The following is a 16,101-nucleotide window of genomic DNA, read 5'->3' as shown; positions in this document are numbered from 1 at the left end:
CTCTAGACCCGCACGGGCCGCACCGCGGCACGGACGGCCTCGACGAGCTCCGGCGGCACGGTGGTCAGACCGTGGTCCTCGGCGGCGTGCCGGGCCACCGCCGCCAGGATCTCGTCCTCGGTGTCACAGACGAACCGCGCGTCGCAGCCGGGTACGACGTCACCGCAGGCAAAGGTCTTCATGTCCTTCTCTTCGGTCGTGATCAGGTCTCGCTGAGGGTCCGGGCGGGTTGCGGGCCGCCCGCCGGTGCGGAGACGGCCACCGGGAGGGTGAACCGGATGCAGGTGCCCTGCCCGTCCGGGTTCGGTTCGGCGGTGATCGTCCCGCCGTGGCGCTCGACGATCCGGCGGCAGATGCCCAGCCCCAGGCCGGTGCCCTGGTAGCCGGCCGTGCGGTGGGCGCGGTGGAAGTTGTCGAAGACGCGGCCGTGCTGGCCGTCGGGGATGCCGATGCCGTTGTCGCGGATCCGCACCTCGACCTGCCCCGACCCGCCGTCCACCGCGGTGACCCGCAGCTCGGGGGTGACCCCGGGCGCCGTGTACTTGATGGCATTGCTGATCAGGTTGTCGAGCAGCTGCCGGATCAGGACCGGATCGGCGTGCACCGGCCGCAGCTCGTCGACGTGGAAGCGGGGCACCGGGCCGCCGCCGCTCTGCGCCTGGTCGACCCGGGCGGTGGCCAGATCGGCGACCACGGCGCCCAGCGGCAGGTCGACCGTGGCGAGGGCGGCGTCGCGGGCCGTGGTGTAGGCGAGCAGGTCGTTGATGAGGTTGCGCATCCGGGTCCCGGCGCGCTGGATGCGGCGCAGGCCGTCGCGGGCGTCCTCGACGGCCGCGTGTTCCGGGGCCTCTTCGAGGGCCGACACGGCGGCGTCGGACCAGCCTTCGACGGTGGCGAGCGGGTTGAGCAGGTCGTGGGCGACGACGCCGGCGAAGGAGGCGAGCTCGTCGCGATGCCGGCGGTCGGCGGTGACGTCGCTGAAGATGCTGACCGTGCAGGGGCGGCCGTCCACCAGGCGTGGGATCTGGGTGGCGGCCACGTGCAGGATGCGTCCGTCCGGCACGCTGGCGTTGCGGACGACGATGTCCATGCTGTGTGGTTCGCCGCTCTCCGCGGCCCGCCGGTAGGGCAGCTCGTCGGTGCCCAGCGGGGTGCCGTCGGGGTGGAAGAGGCCGTAGAAGCCGGCATCGGCCATGTGGCCGCTGGTGCTGACCACACCGCCCATCAGCCGGACGGCGGCCGGGTTGCGCAGGATGAGCCGGCCGCGGTCGTCCATGACCACCAGACCCTCGGCCATGCTGTCCACGATGGTCACCAGCATCGACGCCTGGTCGCCGGCCCGCTTCTCGGAGGCGCGCAGGTCGGCGAGCAGCCGTGCCCGCTCGTCACGGCTGAGGGCCAGGGCGAGACCGACGACGGCGACCATGCCGACGAACGCCTGAGCGACCAGCGCCCGTACCGCGTTGTCGCCGATGTGCGCGAACGGCCCGTCGCCGTGCAGCGTGAACAGCACAGCGACCGCGCCGAAGACCAGGTCGTGCAGCACCACGAAGCCGGTGTGCAGCCGGAGCCCGGCCCAGACGGTCATCGTCAGCAGCGGGAACGCGAGGGGCAGCCCGTGGTCGACGCCGAATGCCACGGTGTACGTGAGCGCCGAGACCACGATGACGGCGACGTACTCCAGCAGCCGCACGCCGCCGGGTGCCGGGATCGCGGAGCGCCGTCCCGCCCGGCGCTCGGCGCGCCAGCGGTGCAGCGCGTGGCCCAGCCGCAAGCCCGCCGCGCCGATCAGCAGGATGCTGACGGTGTTGCGGGTCATCCAGACCGCCGCCCCCGGCCACGAGTAGACCCCGTTGACGATCCAGCCGGCGGTCGGTCCGACAGCGGCACCCGCGACGGTGGAGAGCAACGCGCAGACGGTGAGGCGCCACAGCTCGCCGAGCCGGGCCAGCGGCTCGTCACCGCCACCGCCCCACAGGTGCGGCAGCCAGCGCCGGAAGAGGTACGCGAAAAGCCCCGCCTGCACGAGGTTGGCCACGACGAAAAGCACCGCGAGCAGCGCGGGCGCACCCGTCGCCATGTTGACCGTGACCGTCACCGCCGACAGCGCCAGCACGTCCACCCATCGCCACCGCGAGCGGTACTGGGTGAGGAACCAGACGGCCGAGACTCCGGCGGCGGGCCAGACCAGGCTGAGGTTCGTGCCGTCCAGGATCGTCTGCCGGCCCAGCCAGGTGGCGGCCAGGTACAGCACCGTGAAGACCGCCGTACGCCCCAGCGAGCCGCGCAGGGTGATCATGGCGTCTCCGGCCGCCGGCGGGCGCGAGAGGTCACGTCGTGCAGTGCGTCGTGCAGAGCCGCCGGCGAGAAGGGCTTCGCGACGTAGCCTGCGCCGTACCGGGCGGCCGACGCCAGGACGTCGGCGTCCCACAGGACCGTCACGAACACGGTCGGCAGGCCGGGGACGGTCTCCCGGAGGCGCTCGAGGAGAGCGAAGCCGTCCATGCCGGGCATGTCGACGTCGAGCACGGCGGCGTCCGGCGCGCCGTGCACCGCCACCTCGGCCAGCGCGGTCGGCCCGTCGTGCGCGCAGATCACCTGATGACCCGCCCGGACCAGATGACGCGCGGTCAGGGCGCAGATGTCGGGTTCGTCGTCGACCACCAGCAGCCGTGCCATTCGCCGCACCCCCTTCGCAACTCCTATCGGCAGCATGCGTGCGGACGCTGAGATCGCTTTCACCCGGTGGAGAAGGATTGCAGTGGATCACGGTGGGTAGGCAGAGGACCGCACCACACTGCCGATCACCTTCAGGAGGAGGCGCTGATATGACTGACGTATATGCGGACCCGTACGCGCCGAACGGCACGCACGCGGGCGCGTCGTCGGCGGCCAGACAGGCGGCGGGCCAGAGCGCCCAGGCCGCCGGGCAGGCGGCGAGCGAGGTCGCCGGCACTGCCAAGCACCAGGCCCAGCGGGTCGCGGCGGAGGCCGGGACCCAGGCCCGGACGGTCGCGGCCGAGCTGCGCGACAAGGTCGGCGAGCAGGCCCGTACGCAGAGCGACAAGCTCGTGAGCACCATCCGTGAGACGGCCGACCACCTCGACGAGATGCGCGGCGACCGGCAGGACTCCCCGGCCGCGGCCGTGGTCTCCCGGGTCGCGGAGGGCGGCCGGCAGCTGGCCGACTACCTGGACCGCAACGGCCCGGACGGAGTGCTGCGCGAGGTCACCGACTTCGCCCGCCGTCGTCCCGGCGCCTTCCTTGCCACCGCCCTGGCCGCGGGCTTCGTGGTCGGGCGCCTGGGCAAGGGCGTGGTGAAGGCCGGTGACGACGACGGCAAGCCGGCGAGCGACGCGTTCGTCTCCCGCACGCCCGACACCCCGTCGTACGGCACCGAGTCGTACGGGACCACCGGCTACACCCCGGCGTCCACGTACGGCACCGGCACCACCTACGGCAGCTCCACCCAGTACGCCGCCACCGGCACCGGCACTCCCGTCGTCGCCGACAACGGCTACGCGACCGACCTGCCCGGAGGGACCCGATGACGGCGACCGCCCACCGCGGCGAGCACCGCGAGGACGTCGGCTCCACCTCCATCGGTGAGCTGATCGGCAACGTCAGCAACGACCTCTCCCAGCTGTTCCGCCAGGAGGTGGAGCTCGCCAAGGCGGAGCTCAAGCAGGAGGCCACCAAGGCCGGCAAGGCCGCCGGGATGCTCGGCGCCGCCGCGTTCGCCGGCTACATGACCATCGTGCTGCTCAGCTTCGCGCTGGTGTTCGCGCTGGGCAACGTGATGGACCTCGGCTGGGCCGCGCTCATCGTCGCGGCACTCTGGGGCGCCGCGGGCGCGGTGCTCGCCCTGAACGGCCGCAAGAAGCTCAAGACCGTCGATCCCGTACCGCACCGCACCGTCGACACGATCAAGGAGGACGCGCAATGGCTCAAGAACCCGACCGGCTGAGGCAGGAGATCGAGCAGACGCGGGCCTCGCTCACGCGCGACGTGGACCTGCTGGCGGAGAAGACCAGCCCCACGCGCGTCGCGCAGCGGCGGTGGACCGCGGTGAAGGAGAAGATCATGGGAACCTCGGACCACGCCCGGCACGCCGCCTCCGGCGCCGCCCACTCGGCGGCCGGCACCGTGCAGGACAAGGCCTCGCAGCTCGGCGACAAGGCGTCGCAGCTGGGCGGCATCGCGTCGGACAAGGCGTCGCAGCTCGGCGACAAGGCCTCGGACGCGGCGCACAACGTCGCCGACACGGTCCGCGGCACGCCGCAGGCCGTCACCCAGCAGACCCAGGGCAACCCGCTCGCCGCCGGCATCATCGCCTTCGGCGTCGGCATGCTGGCCGCCACCCTGATCCCGGTCACCGAGGCCGAGAAGCGCGCCGGTGAGCAGCTCAAGGAGCACAGCGGCGACCTGACCGACAAGGTGAAGGACGTCGCCGCGGGCATGAAGGACGAGCTGTCCGGCACCGTTCAGGAGGCCGTCGGCCAGCTCAAGGAGACCGCGCAGGACGCGGCCCAGACGACGAAGCAGCAGGCTCAGTCGTCGGCGCAGGACGCACAGGAGCAGAGCAGGCGCGCGCTCAGCGAAGCCCGTTCCTGACCCGTCGTACCACCCGACAGGCCCGCGGTCGTACCGCGGGCCTGTCGCTGCGCAAGGTGTGAACTCCTGGTTTCAGTGCGGTCCGGCATCGGGTATCAGCTGGTCAGGAGGTGATCACCGATGAAGTTCATCGTGAAGAAGTCGAGCAACGGGCAGTTCCGCTTCAACATGGTCGCGAGCAACGGCCAGACGGTGGCGACCAGCGAGACATACACCCGCAAGGCGTCCGCGCTGGAGACGATCGAATCGATCCGCAAGAACGCGCCCGGCGCAACCGTGGACGACCAGACGTCCAACTAGGACGGCGCCCGGCCCGGCCTCGTCCCTCGTTTCGCCCATGCACCATCCCTGAGCTGACGAACTCCCCTCGGTAGGCGAACCCTCCCGTCACTCTGACCGGGACACCCCGCGACGCGCGCGGGGGAGGGCCACGACAGGGGCGGCGATGACGATGGGTACCCCGAGGTACGGGCCGGCCGGGCCTTCGTCGTCTTCTGGCCGGGCTGAGCTCTCCTGACCCGCCCTGCAACGGCTACGAAGCCGTCGGCCCACTGCCGCTGGAGAAACGGCTACATAGCGCTCGCCTCCGGGCAGCGCCCCGGCGACCCCCGGCCCCGGCCTCGGTGCAGGTGTTCGGACTGAGCCGGCTGAAGTAGCCTCAAGATTCGCTCAACGACAGGTCAGCATTGCGGCAGTCCGCTCACTGAGGCGTAGTCCCCGGACGATCGGCACCGGAGTCCGGGCGTCGAGTGGAGCGACTGTGAGAAGGATGCGGCGAGGTGACGCCGCGGGCAACCGGCCCCTCGTCGCCCTGGCGGTCGCTATCGCTCTGTCGCTGCTCGCCGCGCTCATGAGCATGGGCTTGACCAGCCTGACGGAGCAATCGCAGATCGACGAGAAGCTGTACCAGAGGAGTCTGAGGGACACGTCGTACCGCAACGACGAAGCCCGCTTGCAGGCGGGCGTCCAGAACCTGCGAGACGAGGCGCTTGTTGCGCGCACTCGGGCGGTGGCCACCAGCTCGTACAGCACGAAGTGGATCATCGAACTCGACAGGGATTTCAGGCGCGGGTTCCCAGGAACCGGCACTGACCCGGAGCTCCTGGACGCGTGGACGCAGTTCCTGAACGTGTGCCTTCGCGAGCTGAGCATCGCTGACGGCCGCCCCGCCCCCGTCACCGCAGGACCCGACCCGGTGATCGCTGCGGAGAGGCGTCTGATGACCGTGATGAAGGCTGACGAGCGCGTGCACGACGCGTCGACCCAGCGGACCTTCGACGAGGAGGTGCTGCCCATCCGGCACCGGGCCGGCCGGGACAGAGCCATCGCCGCCGCGTGCGGCTTGTTCGTCGCGACGGCTGCCGTCACCGTCATCGTTCGCCGGCGGCGCGCCGCGACTAAGGCCGCTCGATGCCCGGTCAGGTCGCTGTCGTCTCGGCGGCGATCATCGCCTCCACCGGCATGATGGCCGCGCCCAGGGCCACGGCGTCGCCGCCGAAGGTCGAGGGGCGCAGGTCGAACTGGGCGCCCGGGCGGAGCAGGCTGTGCTTGCGGATGGCCTGTTCCAGGGGCTCCGCGAGGCGTTCCATCAGGCGCAGGCCGACCCAGCCGCCGATGATGATGCGCTGGGGGTTGGTCAGGTTGACCATGTTGGCCAGGCCGATGCCCAGGGTGTCGATCACCTCGTCGCGCAGCCGGGCGGCGGCGGGGTCCGTCTCGGCCGCCTCCAGGAAGGCGCCGATGGCGCGCCAGCCGGTGCCGTCGAAGACGCCGCCCTGGTCGCGCCAGGCGGTGAGGATGGCGTCGGAGCCCGCGTACGCCTCGACGCAGCCGTGGCCGCCGCATCGGCACGGGCGCCCGCCACGTTCCACTTTGGTGTGGCCCCATTCGGTGGCGCTGCCGGCGTACCCGTGGGTCAGGCGGCCGTCGCTGACGACGCCGAGACCGACGCCGCGGCCGAGCAGGGCCACCAGGCAGTGCTCGACCTCGTGCGCGGCGCCGAACCACAGCTCGGCCTTGGCCTGGGTCTTGGCGCCGTTCTCCGCGAAAACCGGGGCGTCGGCGGTGACCAGCCGCTCGACCGGCACCGGCGGCCAGCCCAGCGACTGGGCGTAGAGCACCTGCTTGCCGTCGGCGTCCGTCTCGACCAGGCCGGGCAGGCCGACGCCGACGCCGAGCAGCCGGGTCCACGCCTGCGGGTTGCGCTCGCGCAGGGCCGCGATGGCGTCGCTCAGGTCGTGGGCGATGGTCTCGGCGTCCTCCTGCTCGCGGCCGCCGCGGAACTCGCGGTCGACGCGGTTCATCGTGAGGTCGAACAGCTCGACCGCGACGCCGCGTTCGCCCATGTCGGCGCCGACCGAGTAGGCCGCCTCCGGGCGGGGGCCGATGAGCGCGATGGGCCGGCCGCCGCGGGAGGCGACGGAGCCGTTCTCCTGGACCAGGCCCTCGGCGATCAGCTCGCCGACCAGCTTGGTGACCGAGGCGGGGGAGAGGTCGCAGAGCCGGCCGAGCTTGGCCCGGGTGGTCTCCCGGGCCAGGATGATGTGCCGCAGGACCAGCGAGCGGTTGCGGTGGCGCAGCGACGTCACGGTGGATGCCTCGGGGACGACCAGCCGCTGGCGACCCGAGGTGAAACTGACGCCCAATATGCCTCCGACAGCCACGACCTGCGCTTATGTCTACCCGGTTCGTCCGGTGAGGTCCAGTCCCCGCAGTTCGCCGCTGGTCGTCGCGCGGATCACCAGCGCGTCGCCGGACCAGTGCGCGTCGAAGGCGGCCGGGTCGGCGGCGTCGATCGTCCAGCCGGCGGGGCGGGCGGCGAGCGGGAAGCGCAGCTCGTCGCCGGCTTGCAGGGTGACGGCGAGCGGGTCGGCGTACGGCTCTCCGGCGGTGTGGTGCCAGATCGCCTCGAGCGTGGCCTCGTCGTGGCCGGCGAAGCGGCTGGGCGCGGCCGGGCCGGTCTCCGCGTGGCCCCACGCCGGCAGGCGCAGCGGTGCCCGGCCGAACAGCGCGTTCAGGACGTCGTCGCGGACCTCGCACCGGTCCAGGGCGACGTTGTCCAGCATGGTGTCGAGCAGGCGCTGCGCGGTCGCGGCGTCCACGTCGTCGGCCGGGTCGGCGATCCGCTCCCAGCCGTCGGGTACGCGGGCCGAGACGGGCGAGGTGCGGGTGCCGAGCTTCTTCCAGGGCCAGAAGTTCCAGCCGATGCCGTGCTGCTCGTAGAGCCGGGTGGCGGTGTAGATCCACTCCGGGGTGTTCTCGCCGCCCTCGCCCATGTAGATCGGCACGCCGAGGCGGTCGCGGGCGCGCAGGTAGTCGTCGATGCTGGCGCGTTCCGGCGCGCACCAGTAGCGGTGGAACTGCAGCACGGAGTTGGGGTCCAGGACCTCGGTGAAGACCGACACGTCGGTGGCCCACTGCGGGCCCTCGTACATGATGAGATGGTCCGGGTCGACCTCGCGGATCGCGGCGGTGAGCTCGGTGTAGAGCTCGATCAGCTCGCGGGGGTAGACGTGCTGCCACTGCTCCGGCAGCGGCTCGTTGAGCAGGTCGTAGCCGAGGACGGTGGGGTTGCCGCGGTAGCGCCGGGCGATCTCGCGCCAGAGCCGGACGGTCAGCCGCCGGTAGCGCTCCTCCATGAACAGCTCGGGCTTGCCGTGAGGCGAGTCGTCGATGTTCGTGCCGGTCTGGCCTCCCGGCGCCCCGTGCAGGTCGAGCAGCACCCACAGCCCGTGCCGGGCGCACCAGTCGATCAGCTTGTCGATGAGGGCGAAGCCTTCGGCGAGCAGCTCGCCGTCGTCGGTGATCACGACTCGGGAGTTGATCGGCAACCGGACGTGGTCGAAGCCCAGGGCCGCGATGCGCGCGATGTCGTCCTCGGCCACGAAGACGTCGCGGAACCTCTTCCAGAAGTCGGCGGCCGCGTCGGCGCCGATCAGCCGGGCGATGCGCGCCTCGATCTGCCGGGGTGAGGCGAGGCCGTCGCCGAACCGCCACATGTAGCCCTCGGGCAGCAGCCAGTTGCCCAGGCCGACCCCGCGCAGCAGCAGCGGGCGGCCCGAGGCGTCGACGATCTCGGCTCCGCGCGTACGGATGTGACCCATCGGGCCTCCCGGGGTTTCGTTCAAGCTAAAAATAAGGGTAAGCTTGCTCGGCAGGCTAGCAGGAGCCGGCCGCTGCGGACAGTCCCGAGCGACGTCGTGAGTCATTCAGGAATGGCGAGAGAGCGCTCTCCAGACCTCATTCGCAGGTTTTCTTTAAATGCGGTTCATCGTCTTGACTCGATGACGTAACGCGTTTTGACTGACGTCCCCCCACCTCCTTTCCCCGAGAAGGACGTCATGAAGAAACGCAGACTCGCTGCGGGGCTCGGCGCCGCCCTCGCGGTCGGTGCGCTCGGCATCGCCGGCATCACCGACGCGTTCGCCGCCACCACCGGATCCCTGGTCAGCGCGGCGAACGGCAAGTGCCTCGACGTGGCGGACAACTCGACCGCCGACGGTGCGGTCGTTCACATGTGGACGTGTTACGACAGCGTGGCGAGCCAGAAATGGACCCTCGCCGACAACGGGTCGGTGCAGTCGCAAGGCAAGTGCCTGGACGTCGTCAACGGCGCCACCACTGACGGCGCGGTCGCGCACCTGTGGACGTGTTACGACAGCGTGGCGAGCCAGAAATGGACGCTGACCGCCGGCCGGGACCTGGTGAACACCGCCTCTGGCAAGTGCCTGGACATCAAGGACAACAACCTGGCCGACGGCGCCCGGCTGCAGCTGTGGTCGTGCACGGGCGGCGCCAACCAGAAGTGGACGGCGTCCGGCACACCGACCACCCCGCCGACCACCGTGCCGCCCAACCCGCAGAACCCCGACCTCGGGCCCAACGTGACGGTCTTCGACCCGTCGATGTCCGCCGCGACCATCCAGAACCGGCTCAACCAGGTCTTCAACCAGCAGGTGGCCAACCAGTTCGGCAACGCCCGGTACGCGTTGCTGTTCAAGCCGGGCAGCTACAACGTCGACGCCAACGTCGGCTTCTTCACGCAGGTCGCCGGCCTGGGCCTGACGCCGGACGCGGTGACCATCAACGGCCGGGTGCACGCCGAGGCGGACTGGTGGCCGGACGGCTCGCAGAACGCGACCCAGAACTTCTGGCGCTCGGCCGAGGGCCTGTCCGTCACGCCGACCGGCGGCCTCGACCGGTGGGCGGTCTCCCAGGCGGCGCCCTACCGGCGCATGCACGTCCGGGGCAACCTGGCCCTGTCCGACGGCGGCTGGTCGTCGGGCGGCTTCATGACCGACACCAGGATCGACGGACAGATCCAGTCCGGTACGCAGCAGCAGTGGCTGACCCGCAACTCCACGATGGGCAGCTGGACCGGCTCCAACTGGAACCAGGTCTTCGTCGGGGCCCAGGGCGCCCCGGCGAACAGCTTCCCGAGCCCGCCGTACACCACCGTCGGGCAGACCCCCAAGGTCGCCGAGAAGCCGTTCCTGTACGTCGACTCGGCCGGCGCCTACCAGGTCCTGGTGCCGTCGGTGCGCACGAACTCCGCCGGGACGACCTGGGCGAACGGGAACCCGGCGGGCACCTCGCTGCCGATCAGCACGTTCTACGTGGTGAAGGCGGGCGACACTGCCGCCACGATCAACGCCGCCCTGGCATCCGGCAAGAACCTGCTGGTCACCCCGGGCGTCTACCGGCTCAACGCGCCGATCAACGTCACCCGGGCCAACACCGTCGTGCTGGGCCTCGGGCTGGCGACCTTCGTGCCGGACAACGGCGTCGTGGCCATGAACGTGGCCGACGTCGACGGCGTACGGGTGGCCGGCCTGCTCTTCGACGCCGGCACCACCAACTCCCCGGTGCTCATGGAGGTGGGCCCGAACGGCGCGTCGGCCGACCACTCGGCGAACCCGACGGTGCTCTCGGACGTGTTCTTCCGCATCGGCGGCGCGATCGCCGGCAAGGCATCGGTCAGCCTGCGGATCAACAGTGACGACGTCATCGGCGACCACGCGTGGATCTGGCGGGCGGACCACGGCAACAGCGGCACGGTCGGCTGGACGATCAACACCGCCGACAACGGCCTGACCGTCAACGGCGACGACGTCACCTTCTACGGCCTGTTCGTCGAGCACTACCAGAAGTACCAGACCGTCTGGAACGGCGAGAACGGGCGCACGTACTTCTACCAGAACGAGATGCCGTACGACCCGCCGAACCAGGCGGCGTACATGAACGGCTCGACGCAGGGCTGGGCGGCGTACAAGGTGGCCGACTCCGTCACCAACCACCAGGCGTGGGGGCTCGGCAGCTACTGCTACTTCAACGTCAACCCCGCCGTCGTCAACGCCCGGGCCTTCGAGGTGCCGGCCAAGCCGGGGATCAGGTTCACCGACATGGTCACGGTGTCGCTGGGCGGCACCGGTACGATCTCGCACGTCATCAACAACACGGGCGCCGCGGTCAACAGCGGGCACCAGGTCACGTACCTCACGACCGGCCCGTGACCTCGCCGCGGTCCGGCCGGCGGGGTGACCCGGCGGCCGGACCGCCAGGTGAGAGAACGTGAATCGTGGGTAGGCGGCGGCCATGCGTCTGGCGGTACTGGACATCGGCTCGAACACGGTGAACGTGGTGGCCATCGACGCCGACGGCGGGGTGCCGCTGCCGGCGCACAGCTGGAAACTGCACACCCGCCTCGCCGAGCGGCTGGGCCCGGACGGGACCATCGCGCCCGGCGGACGCCGCCGCCTGGTCGCGGCGGTGGAGCAGGCCGCCGGGGAGATCCGGCGGGCCGGGGTGGACTTCCTCTTCGCGTACGCGACGGCCTCGGTGCGGGACGCACCCAACCGGGACGCGGTGCTGACCGGGATCCAGGCCGCCACGGGGATCCGGCTCGGCACCCTGTCCGGGCTGGAGGAGGCGCAGCTGACGTTCCTGGCCGCGCGGCGCTGGCTGGGCTGGAGTGCCGGGCCGATGCTGCTGCTGGACATCGGCGGGGGCACGCTCGAGGTGGCCTTCGGCCGTGACCGGCTGCCCGACTCCGCGCTGTCGCTGCCGCTGGGCGCCGGGCGGCTCACCCGCGAGTTCCTGCGCGACGGGGACCCGCCGTCCCGCCGGGCGGTCCGCAACCTGCGCAAACACGTCCGCGACCAGGTGCGGCGAATCGCCGCGCACGGCTCCTGGGAGGCGCCCCGGACCGCCGTCGCCGCCTCCAAGACCTTTCAGCAGCTCGCCCGGCTCACCGGGTCGGCGCCGCTGCGCCGGGGGCCGTTCGTGGTCCGGGAGCTGCAGCGCCGGACGTTGCGGCCGTGGATCGACCGGCTCGCCGGCCTGCCGGCGGCCAAGCGGCAGCGGCTCCCCGGGGTGTCGGCACACCGGGCCGGGCAGATCCTCGCGGGCGCCATCGTCGGGTACGAGGTGATGCGCGGGCTCGGCGTCGACTCCGTCCGGATCTGTCCCTGGGGGCTGCGCGAAGGCATCCTCCTGCGCCGGCTGGAGGCGTACCAGCCGGAGCTCGGCAACGCCGCGTGGACGTCGTGGCCCCCTCCTCTGGCGGCGATTTAGCATGTTTCGCCGCTTTCCGGCCTAGGGTGGAAGGATGGCCACGGTACTGGTCGCGGAGGACGACCCGGATCACCAGCGGTTGATCGCAGGGGTCATCCGCCGCGAAGGGCACGACGTCATGGTGGCCGGCGACGGCCGCGCGGCGCTGCTGGCGACCGCGCACCGGCGGCCGGACCTGGTCGTCGCCGACGTGGACATGCCGGAGATGGACGGGCTCCAGCTGTGCCGGGCGCTGCGCGCCGACCCGGACCTGGCCGACGTGCCGATCGTGCTGGTCACCGCCTTCTCGCTGCCCGGTGACACCCGGCTGAGCGAGGCCGGCGCCACGGCGGTGATCCGCAAGCCCTTCACCCTCCAGGAACTGGGCAAGGCGCTGTCTCCGCACCTCGGCGAGGCCTCCGCGCGGTCGCCGGCGGCGCACATGCCCCTGCTGGAGGACGCGGCGCTGGACCCTGTCTTCGTGGAGGCCCTGCTGCAGAGCGTCGACACCGGGCTGGCCGCCTGCGACGCCGACGGCCGGATGATCCTGCTGAACCCGACGGTGCGGGAGTTCTTCGGCGACACCAGCGAGGCCGTCCCGCTCGACGAATGGGCCAAGCGGTTCGCGCTGCGTCACCACGACGGCACCGAGCTCAGCGCCGAGGACCTGCCGATGACCCGCGCCCTGGCCGGCGAGGTGGTCGAGCAGAGCGGCCTGCTGGCCACCGACCGCCACGGCCGCCAGCGCTGGCTGACCATCAACGCCCGCCCGGTCCGCGACTGGGACGGGGCGGTGGTGGGCGCGGTCGCCGCCGTGCAGGACATCACGCTGGCCTACCGGTCGCGCCTCTACCAGGCGTGCAAGACCGAGGTGCTCAAGGCCCTCGCGGAGAGTACGAGTGCCGCGGAGGCCCGCGCGCAGGTGGTGCGTACGGTCGGCGACATGCTGGGCTGGCGCACCGTGCGCCTCTGGCTGGTCGACCCCGTCACCGACCGGTTGCGCGTCGAGGCGGTGTACACCGGGCCCAATGAGCGGCCGCTGCCCATCCCGGCCAGCATGGCCCGCGGGGAGGGCCTGGCCGGTCAGTGCTGGCAGCGCGGGGAGCTGCTGTGGGTGACGGACCTGCACGCCGAGGACTCGCCGGTGCTGCCCGAGGTCGTCGCCGCCACCGAGTTCCGTGCCGGGGGAGCGGTGCCGGTCCGCAGCGGCGAGCACATCACCGGCGTCATGACGTTCTTCTCGTACGACCAGCAGGAGCCCGAGCCGGCCCTGGCGTTGCTGCTGACCGGCGTCGCGGGCAGCATCGGGGCGCACGTGCAGCAGCACCGGGCCGACGACCTGGCCCACCATCTCGCGGCGGCCACGGACGAGTACGTCGCGCTGGTGGGGCACGAGCTGCGTACGCCGCTGACGTCGATCAGCGCGTACATCGAGCTTCTCGCCGAGGCGCCCGGCCTGACCCCGGACCTGCGCGAGCTGGCCCAGGTGGTGGACCGCAACAGCCGCAGGCTGCGCGACCTCGTCGACCAGCTGCTGGACCTCGCCGCGCTCGACGCCGGGCACCGCACCATCACGGTCGGCGAGGTGAACCTCACCGAGGTGACCGGCGCCGCCGTCGCGGCCGCGGGGGAGCGCCGCATCACCTTCGAGACGAGGCTGATGCCGGGACTGACCATGACCGGGGACTCCGACCGGCTGCGGCAGGTCGTGGACAACCTGGTCGACAACGCCGTCAAGTTCAGCCCCGACGGCTCCACCGTCACGGTGGACCTGACCGGGGACGACGAGACCATCGTCCTCACGGTCACGGACAACGGCATCGGTCTGCCCGGCGACGACCGGCCGGCGCTGTTCCGCCGGCTCTACCGCGGGGACAACGCCCGGCACAGCGGCATCCCGGGCAACGGCCTCGGCCTGGCGCTGTGCCGCGCCGTGGTGGAGCGGCACCACGGCACCATCACCCTCAGCCGCCATGAGCCGGCGGGCACCACGGTCACGGTCCGGCTGCCCCGCCTGCACGGCTAGCCCGGGCCCCGCTGCCGGAGCCCGGACGCGCCGGGTCAGCGGCCGAAGCCGCCGCGGCCGTGCCCGCCGAAGCCCCCTCCGAAGCCGCCTCCGGGCCCGCCTCCCGGGCCGCCCGGCGGCAGGACGCCCGACTCGGCCGCCTTGAGGATGGCGGCGGCCTCGTCCTTGGTGAGCTTGCCGGCGGCCACCGCTTCGTCCAGGCGCGTCTTGAGCTGCGCCGTCCTGTCGGCCTTGGCCTTCGCCTGCAGGTCGGTCTGCACCTTCTCCAGCGCGGCGGCCACCTTGGCCTTGTCGATGCCCAGCTCGGTGGCGAGCGCGCCGGCCAGCTCGTCCTGGCGCTGCGCCCGGGCGGCGTCGCGGTCCTCCTGGCTCTTCGCCGGGGCCGAGGTGGACGGGGAGCCCGACGCCGAGGGGCTCGGCTCGGCCTGGGCGGGGCCGGCCAGCACGAGCCCGAGGACGCCGGCCGTACCGGCCGCGGCCATGCCGGCGACGGCGGTGGTGAGTTTCGTCGAACGCTTCACGTCGTACCTCCGTGTGCAGTGGTCAGCATCACGGTCGGCGGTGGACCTGTCAGGAACCTGTGATGACGCCAGGTAGCACCTGAAAACAGGGTCAGGACGGGACGATTCGACCTTGTCCATATTTGCTAGCTTGGTTTGCCATGATCAACCCACGGACGGAGGTCTCCCGCCGCCGGCTGCTGCGAACCGGTCCGGCCATCGCCGGCGCGCTGATGCTGGCCGCTTCGGCCCCGGTCCCGCAACCCCGCCGGCCCCGGTACACCACCGCCCCCCGTCCGGCCACGCCCCAGCAGCCCGTGAAGCCGGCTCCGGCCCGCACCCCGGCCGTACCGGTGCTGAAGCGTCCGGTGTTCACCCTGCGCGACTACCGGCGGGTCGTGCCCGGTCCGGCCTTCCCGGGCGACGCGGTGGCGCTCACCATCGACGACGGACCCCATCCCCTGTGGACGCCGAAGATCCTGCGCCTGCTGCAGAAGCACCACGTGCCGGCGCTGTTCTGCATGATCGGCAACCAGGTGCTGGGCCACGAGGCCGTGGCGCGCGACGTCGTGCGCGACGGCCACCTGGTCGCCAACCACACCTGGAGCCACCCCGTACGGATGTCGCGGCTGCCGCAGGCCAAGGTCCACCGGGAGCTGGACCGGGCGCAGAACAAGATCTACGACACCACGGGGCAGGCACCGGCGCTGTTCCGCTCGCCCGGCGGCGACTGGTCCCCGGGTCTGCTGGCGGGCGCGGCCAAGGCCCGGATGGTGCCGCTGGACTGGAGCGACGATCCCCGCGACTGGTCGCGTCCGGGCGTACCGGCCATCACCCGCCGGCTGCTGGCCGCCCGGCCCGGCCAGATCCTGCTCTGCCACGACGGCGGCGGGGACCGGTCCCAGACGTACGCGGCGCTGCGGACGGTGATCCCCGCCCTCAAGGCCCGCGGCTACCGGTTCGTGGCGCTGCACCAGCCCGGCGCTCAGCCCACGAAGACGCAGAAGGGGTGACCCGCCGGTTCACGAGCCGGGGTCGGTGAGCGCGTCCAGCATCCCGGTGATCTCGAGGACCCGCCGCACCGTTCCGGACACACCGGTCAGGCAGAAGGTGATGCCCCGGGCGACGCCCTCGGCGTACGCGCGGTCGAGGGCGGCGACCCCCGAGGAGTCGCAGAAGGTCACCCCGGCGAAGTCGGCGACGACCCCGGTCGCGTCCGGCACCGCGAAGGCGTCCCGCAGGGCCGTCTCCAGGGCGCCGACGGTGGCCATGTCGATCTCGCCGGTGACCGTGAGACGGACGGCGCTGCCCGGGTGTGACTCGGTCACCACATCCACCGGCACCCGTCCTCCGCTCGCCTCGATCAGGGTCAGCTAACCACATCGCGCGCGCGTTCCACGGCGCGTCCGT

At 72.0% G+C, this 16,101-nt stretch carries 16 protein-coding genes; 9 read left to right on the top strand and 7 right to left on the bottom strand.

From position 1 onward, the window contains the following. Nucleotides 1–2: 2 nt before the first annotated feature. From AB0J80_RS21390 to AB0J80_RS21380, 3 genes are read right to left on the bottom strand one after another with little or no spacing between them, the layout of a single operon-like run. Nucleotides 3–182 (bottom strand): DUF1059 domain-containing protein, encoded by a 180-nt coding sequence (locus tag AB0J80_RS21390; protein ID WP_364707442.1) that lies wholly within the window; start codon nucleotides 180–182, stop codon nucleotides 3–5. Between the two features lie 20 nt (nucleotides 183–202). Then, on the bottom strand, nucleotides 203–2,299 hold the full coding sequence (locus tag AB0J80_RS21385; RefSeq protein ID WP_364707440.1) for an ATP-binding protein: 2,097 nt from the start codon (nucleotides 2,297–2,299) through the stop codon (nucleotides 203–205). Further along, nucleotides 2,296–2,679 carry a response regulator gene (locus AB0J80_RS21380; RefSeq protein WP_364707439.1) on the bottom strand — a complete coding sequence of 128 codons (384 nt, stop codon included), beginning with the start codon at nucleotides 2,677–2,679 and terminating at the stop codon, nucleotides 2,296–2,298. Before AB0J80_RS21380 ends, AB0J80_RS21385 begins: the two co-directional genes overlap by 4 nt. Nucleotides 2,680–2,828: 149 nt before the next feature. Between AB0J80_RS21380 and AB0J80_RS21375 the strand changes: the two genes are divergently transcribed. From AB0J80_RS21375 to AB0J80_RS21355, 5 genes are all read left to right on the top strand, one after another. After that, nucleotides 2,829–3,551, top strand: a complete 723-nt coding sequence (locus tag AB0J80_RS21375; protein ID WP_364707437.1) for a hypothetical protein — start codon at nucleotides 2,829–2,831, stop codon at nucleotides 3,549–3,551. Then, nucleotides 3,548–3,967, top strand: coding sequence for a phage holin family protein (locus tag AB0J80_RS21370; protein ID WP_364707436.1), 420 nt, complete (start codon nucleotides 3,548–3,550; stop codon nucleotides 3,965–3,967). The genes AB0J80_RS21375 and AB0J80_RS21370 overlap by 4 nt, the downstream gene beginning before the upstream one ends. After that, nucleotides 3,943–4,614 carry a DUF3618 domain-containing protein gene (locus AB0J80_RS21365; protein ID WP_364707433.1) on the top strand — a complete coding sequence of 224 codons (672 nt, stop codon included), beginning with the start codon at nucleotides 3,943–3,945 and terminating at the stop codon, nucleotides 4,612–4,614. Before AB0J80_RS21370 ends, AB0J80_RS21365 begins: the two co-directional genes overlap by 25 nt. A gap of 120 nt (nucleotides 4,615–4,734) precedes the next feature. Next, on the top strand, nucleotides 4,735–4,914 hold the full coding sequence (locus AB0J80_RS21360; RefSeq protein WP_364707430.1) for a YegP family protein: 180 nt from the start codon (nucleotides 4,735–4,737) through the stop codon (nucleotides 4,912–4,914). Nucleotides 4,915–5,383: 469 nt separating this feature from the next. Continuing rightward, nucleotides 5,384–6,079 (top strand): hypothetical protein, encoded by a 696-nt coding sequence (locus AB0J80_RS21355; RefSeq protein WP_364707428.1) that lies wholly within the window; start codon nucleotides 5,384–5,386, stop codon nucleotides 6,077–6,079. Here the strand turns inward: AB0J80_RS21355 and AB0J80_RS21350 are convergent. After that, nucleotides 6,033–7,259, bottom strand: a complete 1,227-nt coding sequence (locus AB0J80_RS21350; protein ID WP_364707426.1) for an ROK family protein — start codon at nucleotides 7,257–7,259, stop codon at nucleotides 6,033–6,035. The genes AB0J80_RS21355 and AB0J80_RS21350 overlap by 47 nt on opposite strands. A 33-nt stretch (nucleotides 7,260–7,292) precedes the next feature. Further along, the gene (locus AB0J80_RS21345; RefSeq protein ID WP_364707424.1) at nucleotides 7,293–8,717 is read right to left on the bottom strand and encodes a cellulase family glycosylhydrolase; all 1,425 of its coding nucleotides are present in this window, start codon (nucleotides 8,715–8,717) and stop codon (nucleotides 7,293–7,295) included. A gap of 237 nt (nucleotides 8,718–8,954) precedes the next feature. Between AB0J80_RS21345 and AB0J80_RS21340 the strand changes: the two genes are divergently transcribed. The 3 genes from AB0J80_RS21340 (at nucleotide 8,955) to AB0J80_RS21330 (ending at nucleotide 14,191) form a co-directional block, all read left to right on the top strand. Next, nucleotides 8,955–11,126 carry an RICIN domain-containing protein gene (locus AB0J80_RS21340; RefSeq protein ID WP_364707421.1) on the top strand — a complete coding sequence of 724 codons (2,172 nt, stop codon included), beginning with the start codon at nucleotides 8,955–8,957 and terminating at the stop codon, nucleotides 11,124–11,126. A gap of 82 nt (nucleotides 11,127–11,208) precedes the next feature. Beyond that, nucleotides 11,209–12,186, top strand: a complete 978-nt coding sequence (locus AB0J80_RS21335; protein WP_364707418.1) for a Ppx/GppA family phosphatase — start codon at nucleotides 11,209–11,211, stop codon at nucleotides 12,184–12,186. A gap of 34 nt (nucleotides 12,187–12,220) precedes the next feature. Then, the gene (locus tag AB0J80_RS21330) at nucleotides 12,221–14,191 is read left to right on the top strand and encodes an ATP-binding protein (protein ID WP_364707415.1); all 1,971 of its coding nucleotides are present in this window, start codon (nucleotides 12,221–12,223) and stop codon (nucleotides 14,189–14,191) included. A gap of 35 nt (nucleotides 14,192–14,226) precedes the next feature. Here AB0J80_RS21330 and AB0J80_RS21325 read toward each other — a convergent pair whose 3' ends face one another. Further along, nucleotides 14,227–14,712, bottom strand: coding sequence for a hypothetical protein (locus AB0J80_RS21325; RefSeq protein ID WP_364707412.1), 486 nt, complete (start codon nucleotides 14,710–14,712; stop codon nucleotides 14,227–14,229). A 140-nt stretch (nucleotides 14,713–14,852) separates the two neighbouring features. Between AB0J80_RS21325 and AB0J80_RS21320 the strand changes: the two genes are divergently transcribed. Continuing rightward, nucleotides 14,853–15,704 carry a polysaccharide deacetylase family protein gene (locus tag AB0J80_RS21320; RefSeq protein WP_364707409.1) on the top strand — a complete coding sequence of 284 codons (852 nt, stop codon included), beginning with the start codon at nucleotides 14,853–14,855 and terminating at the stop codon, nucleotides 15,702–15,704. Between the two features lie 9 nt (nucleotides 15,705–15,713). On the opposite strand, the gene AB0J80_RS21315 is transcribed toward AB0J80_RS21320, so the two are convergent. Beyond that, on the bottom strand, nucleotides 15,714–16,019 hold the full coding sequence (locus tag AB0J80_RS21315) for an STAS domain-containing protein (RefSeq protein WP_364707407.1): 306 nt from the start codon (nucleotides 16,017–16,019) through the stop codon (nucleotides 15,714–15,716). Nucleotides 16,020–16,101: the final 82 nt, after the last annotated feature.

It is taken from the genome of Actinoplanes sp. NPDC049548 (assembly GCF_040676695.1).
In the GTDB taxonomy this organism is placed as follows: Bacteria; Actinomycetota; Actinomycetes; order Mycobacteriales; family Micromonosporaceae; genus Actinoplanes.
This window is presented reverse-complemented; position numbering and strand designations above follow the sequence as displayed.

Coding starts and splice junctions, on each gene's coding strand:
- AB0J80_RS21385 (WP_364707440.1), bottom strand. CDS start 2,299: ATGATCACCCTGCGCGGCTCGCTGGGGCGTACGGCGGTCTTCACGGTG.
- AB0J80_RS21390 (WP_364707442.1), bottom strand. CDS start 182: ATGAAGACCTTTGCCTGCGGTGACGTCGTACCCGGCTGCGACGCGCGG.
- AB0J80_RS21375 (WP_364707437.1), top strand. CDS start 2,829: ATGACTGACGTATATGCGGACCCGTACGCGCCGAACGGCACGCACGCG.
- AB0J80_RS21355 (WP_364707428.1), top strand. CDS start 5,384: ATGCGGCGAGGTGACGCCGCGGGCAACCGGCCCCTCGTCGCCCTGGCG.
- AB0J80_RS21365 (WP_364707433.1), top strand. CDS start 3,943: ATGGCTCAAGAACCCGACCGGCTGAGGCAGGAGATCGAGCAGACGCGG.
- AB0J80_RS21330 (WP_364707415.1), top strand. CDS start 12,221: ATGGCCACGGTACTGGTCGCGGAGGACGACCCGGATCACCAGCGGTTG.
- AB0J80_RS21370 (WP_364707436.1), top strand. CDS start 3,548: ATGACGGCGACCGCCCACCGCGGCGAGCACCGCGAGGACGTCGGCTCC.
- AB0J80_RS21320 (WP_364707409.1), top strand. CDS start 14,853: ATGATCAACCCACGGACGGAGGTCTCCCGCCGCCGGCTGCTGCGAACC.
- AB0J80_RS21345 (WP_364707424.1), bottom strand. CDS start 8,717: ATGGGTCACATCCGTACGCGCGGAGCCGAGATCGTCGACGCCTCGGGC.
- AB0J80_RS21340 (WP_364707421.1), top strand. CDS start 8,955: ATGAAGAAACGCAGACTCGCTGCGGGGCTCGGCGCCGCCCTCGCGGTC.
- AB0J80_RS21335 (WP_364707418.1), top strand. CDS start 11,209: ATGCGTCTGGCGGTACTGGACATCGGCTCGAACACGGTGAACGTGGTG.
- AB0J80_RS21360 (WP_364707430.1), top strand. CDS start 4,735: ATGAAGTTCATCGTGAAGAAGTCGAGCAACGGGCAGTTCCGCTTCAAC.
- AB0J80_RS21380 (WP_364707439.1), bottom strand. CDS start 2,679: ATGGCACGGCTGCTGGTGGTCGACGACGAACCCGACATCTGCGCCCTG.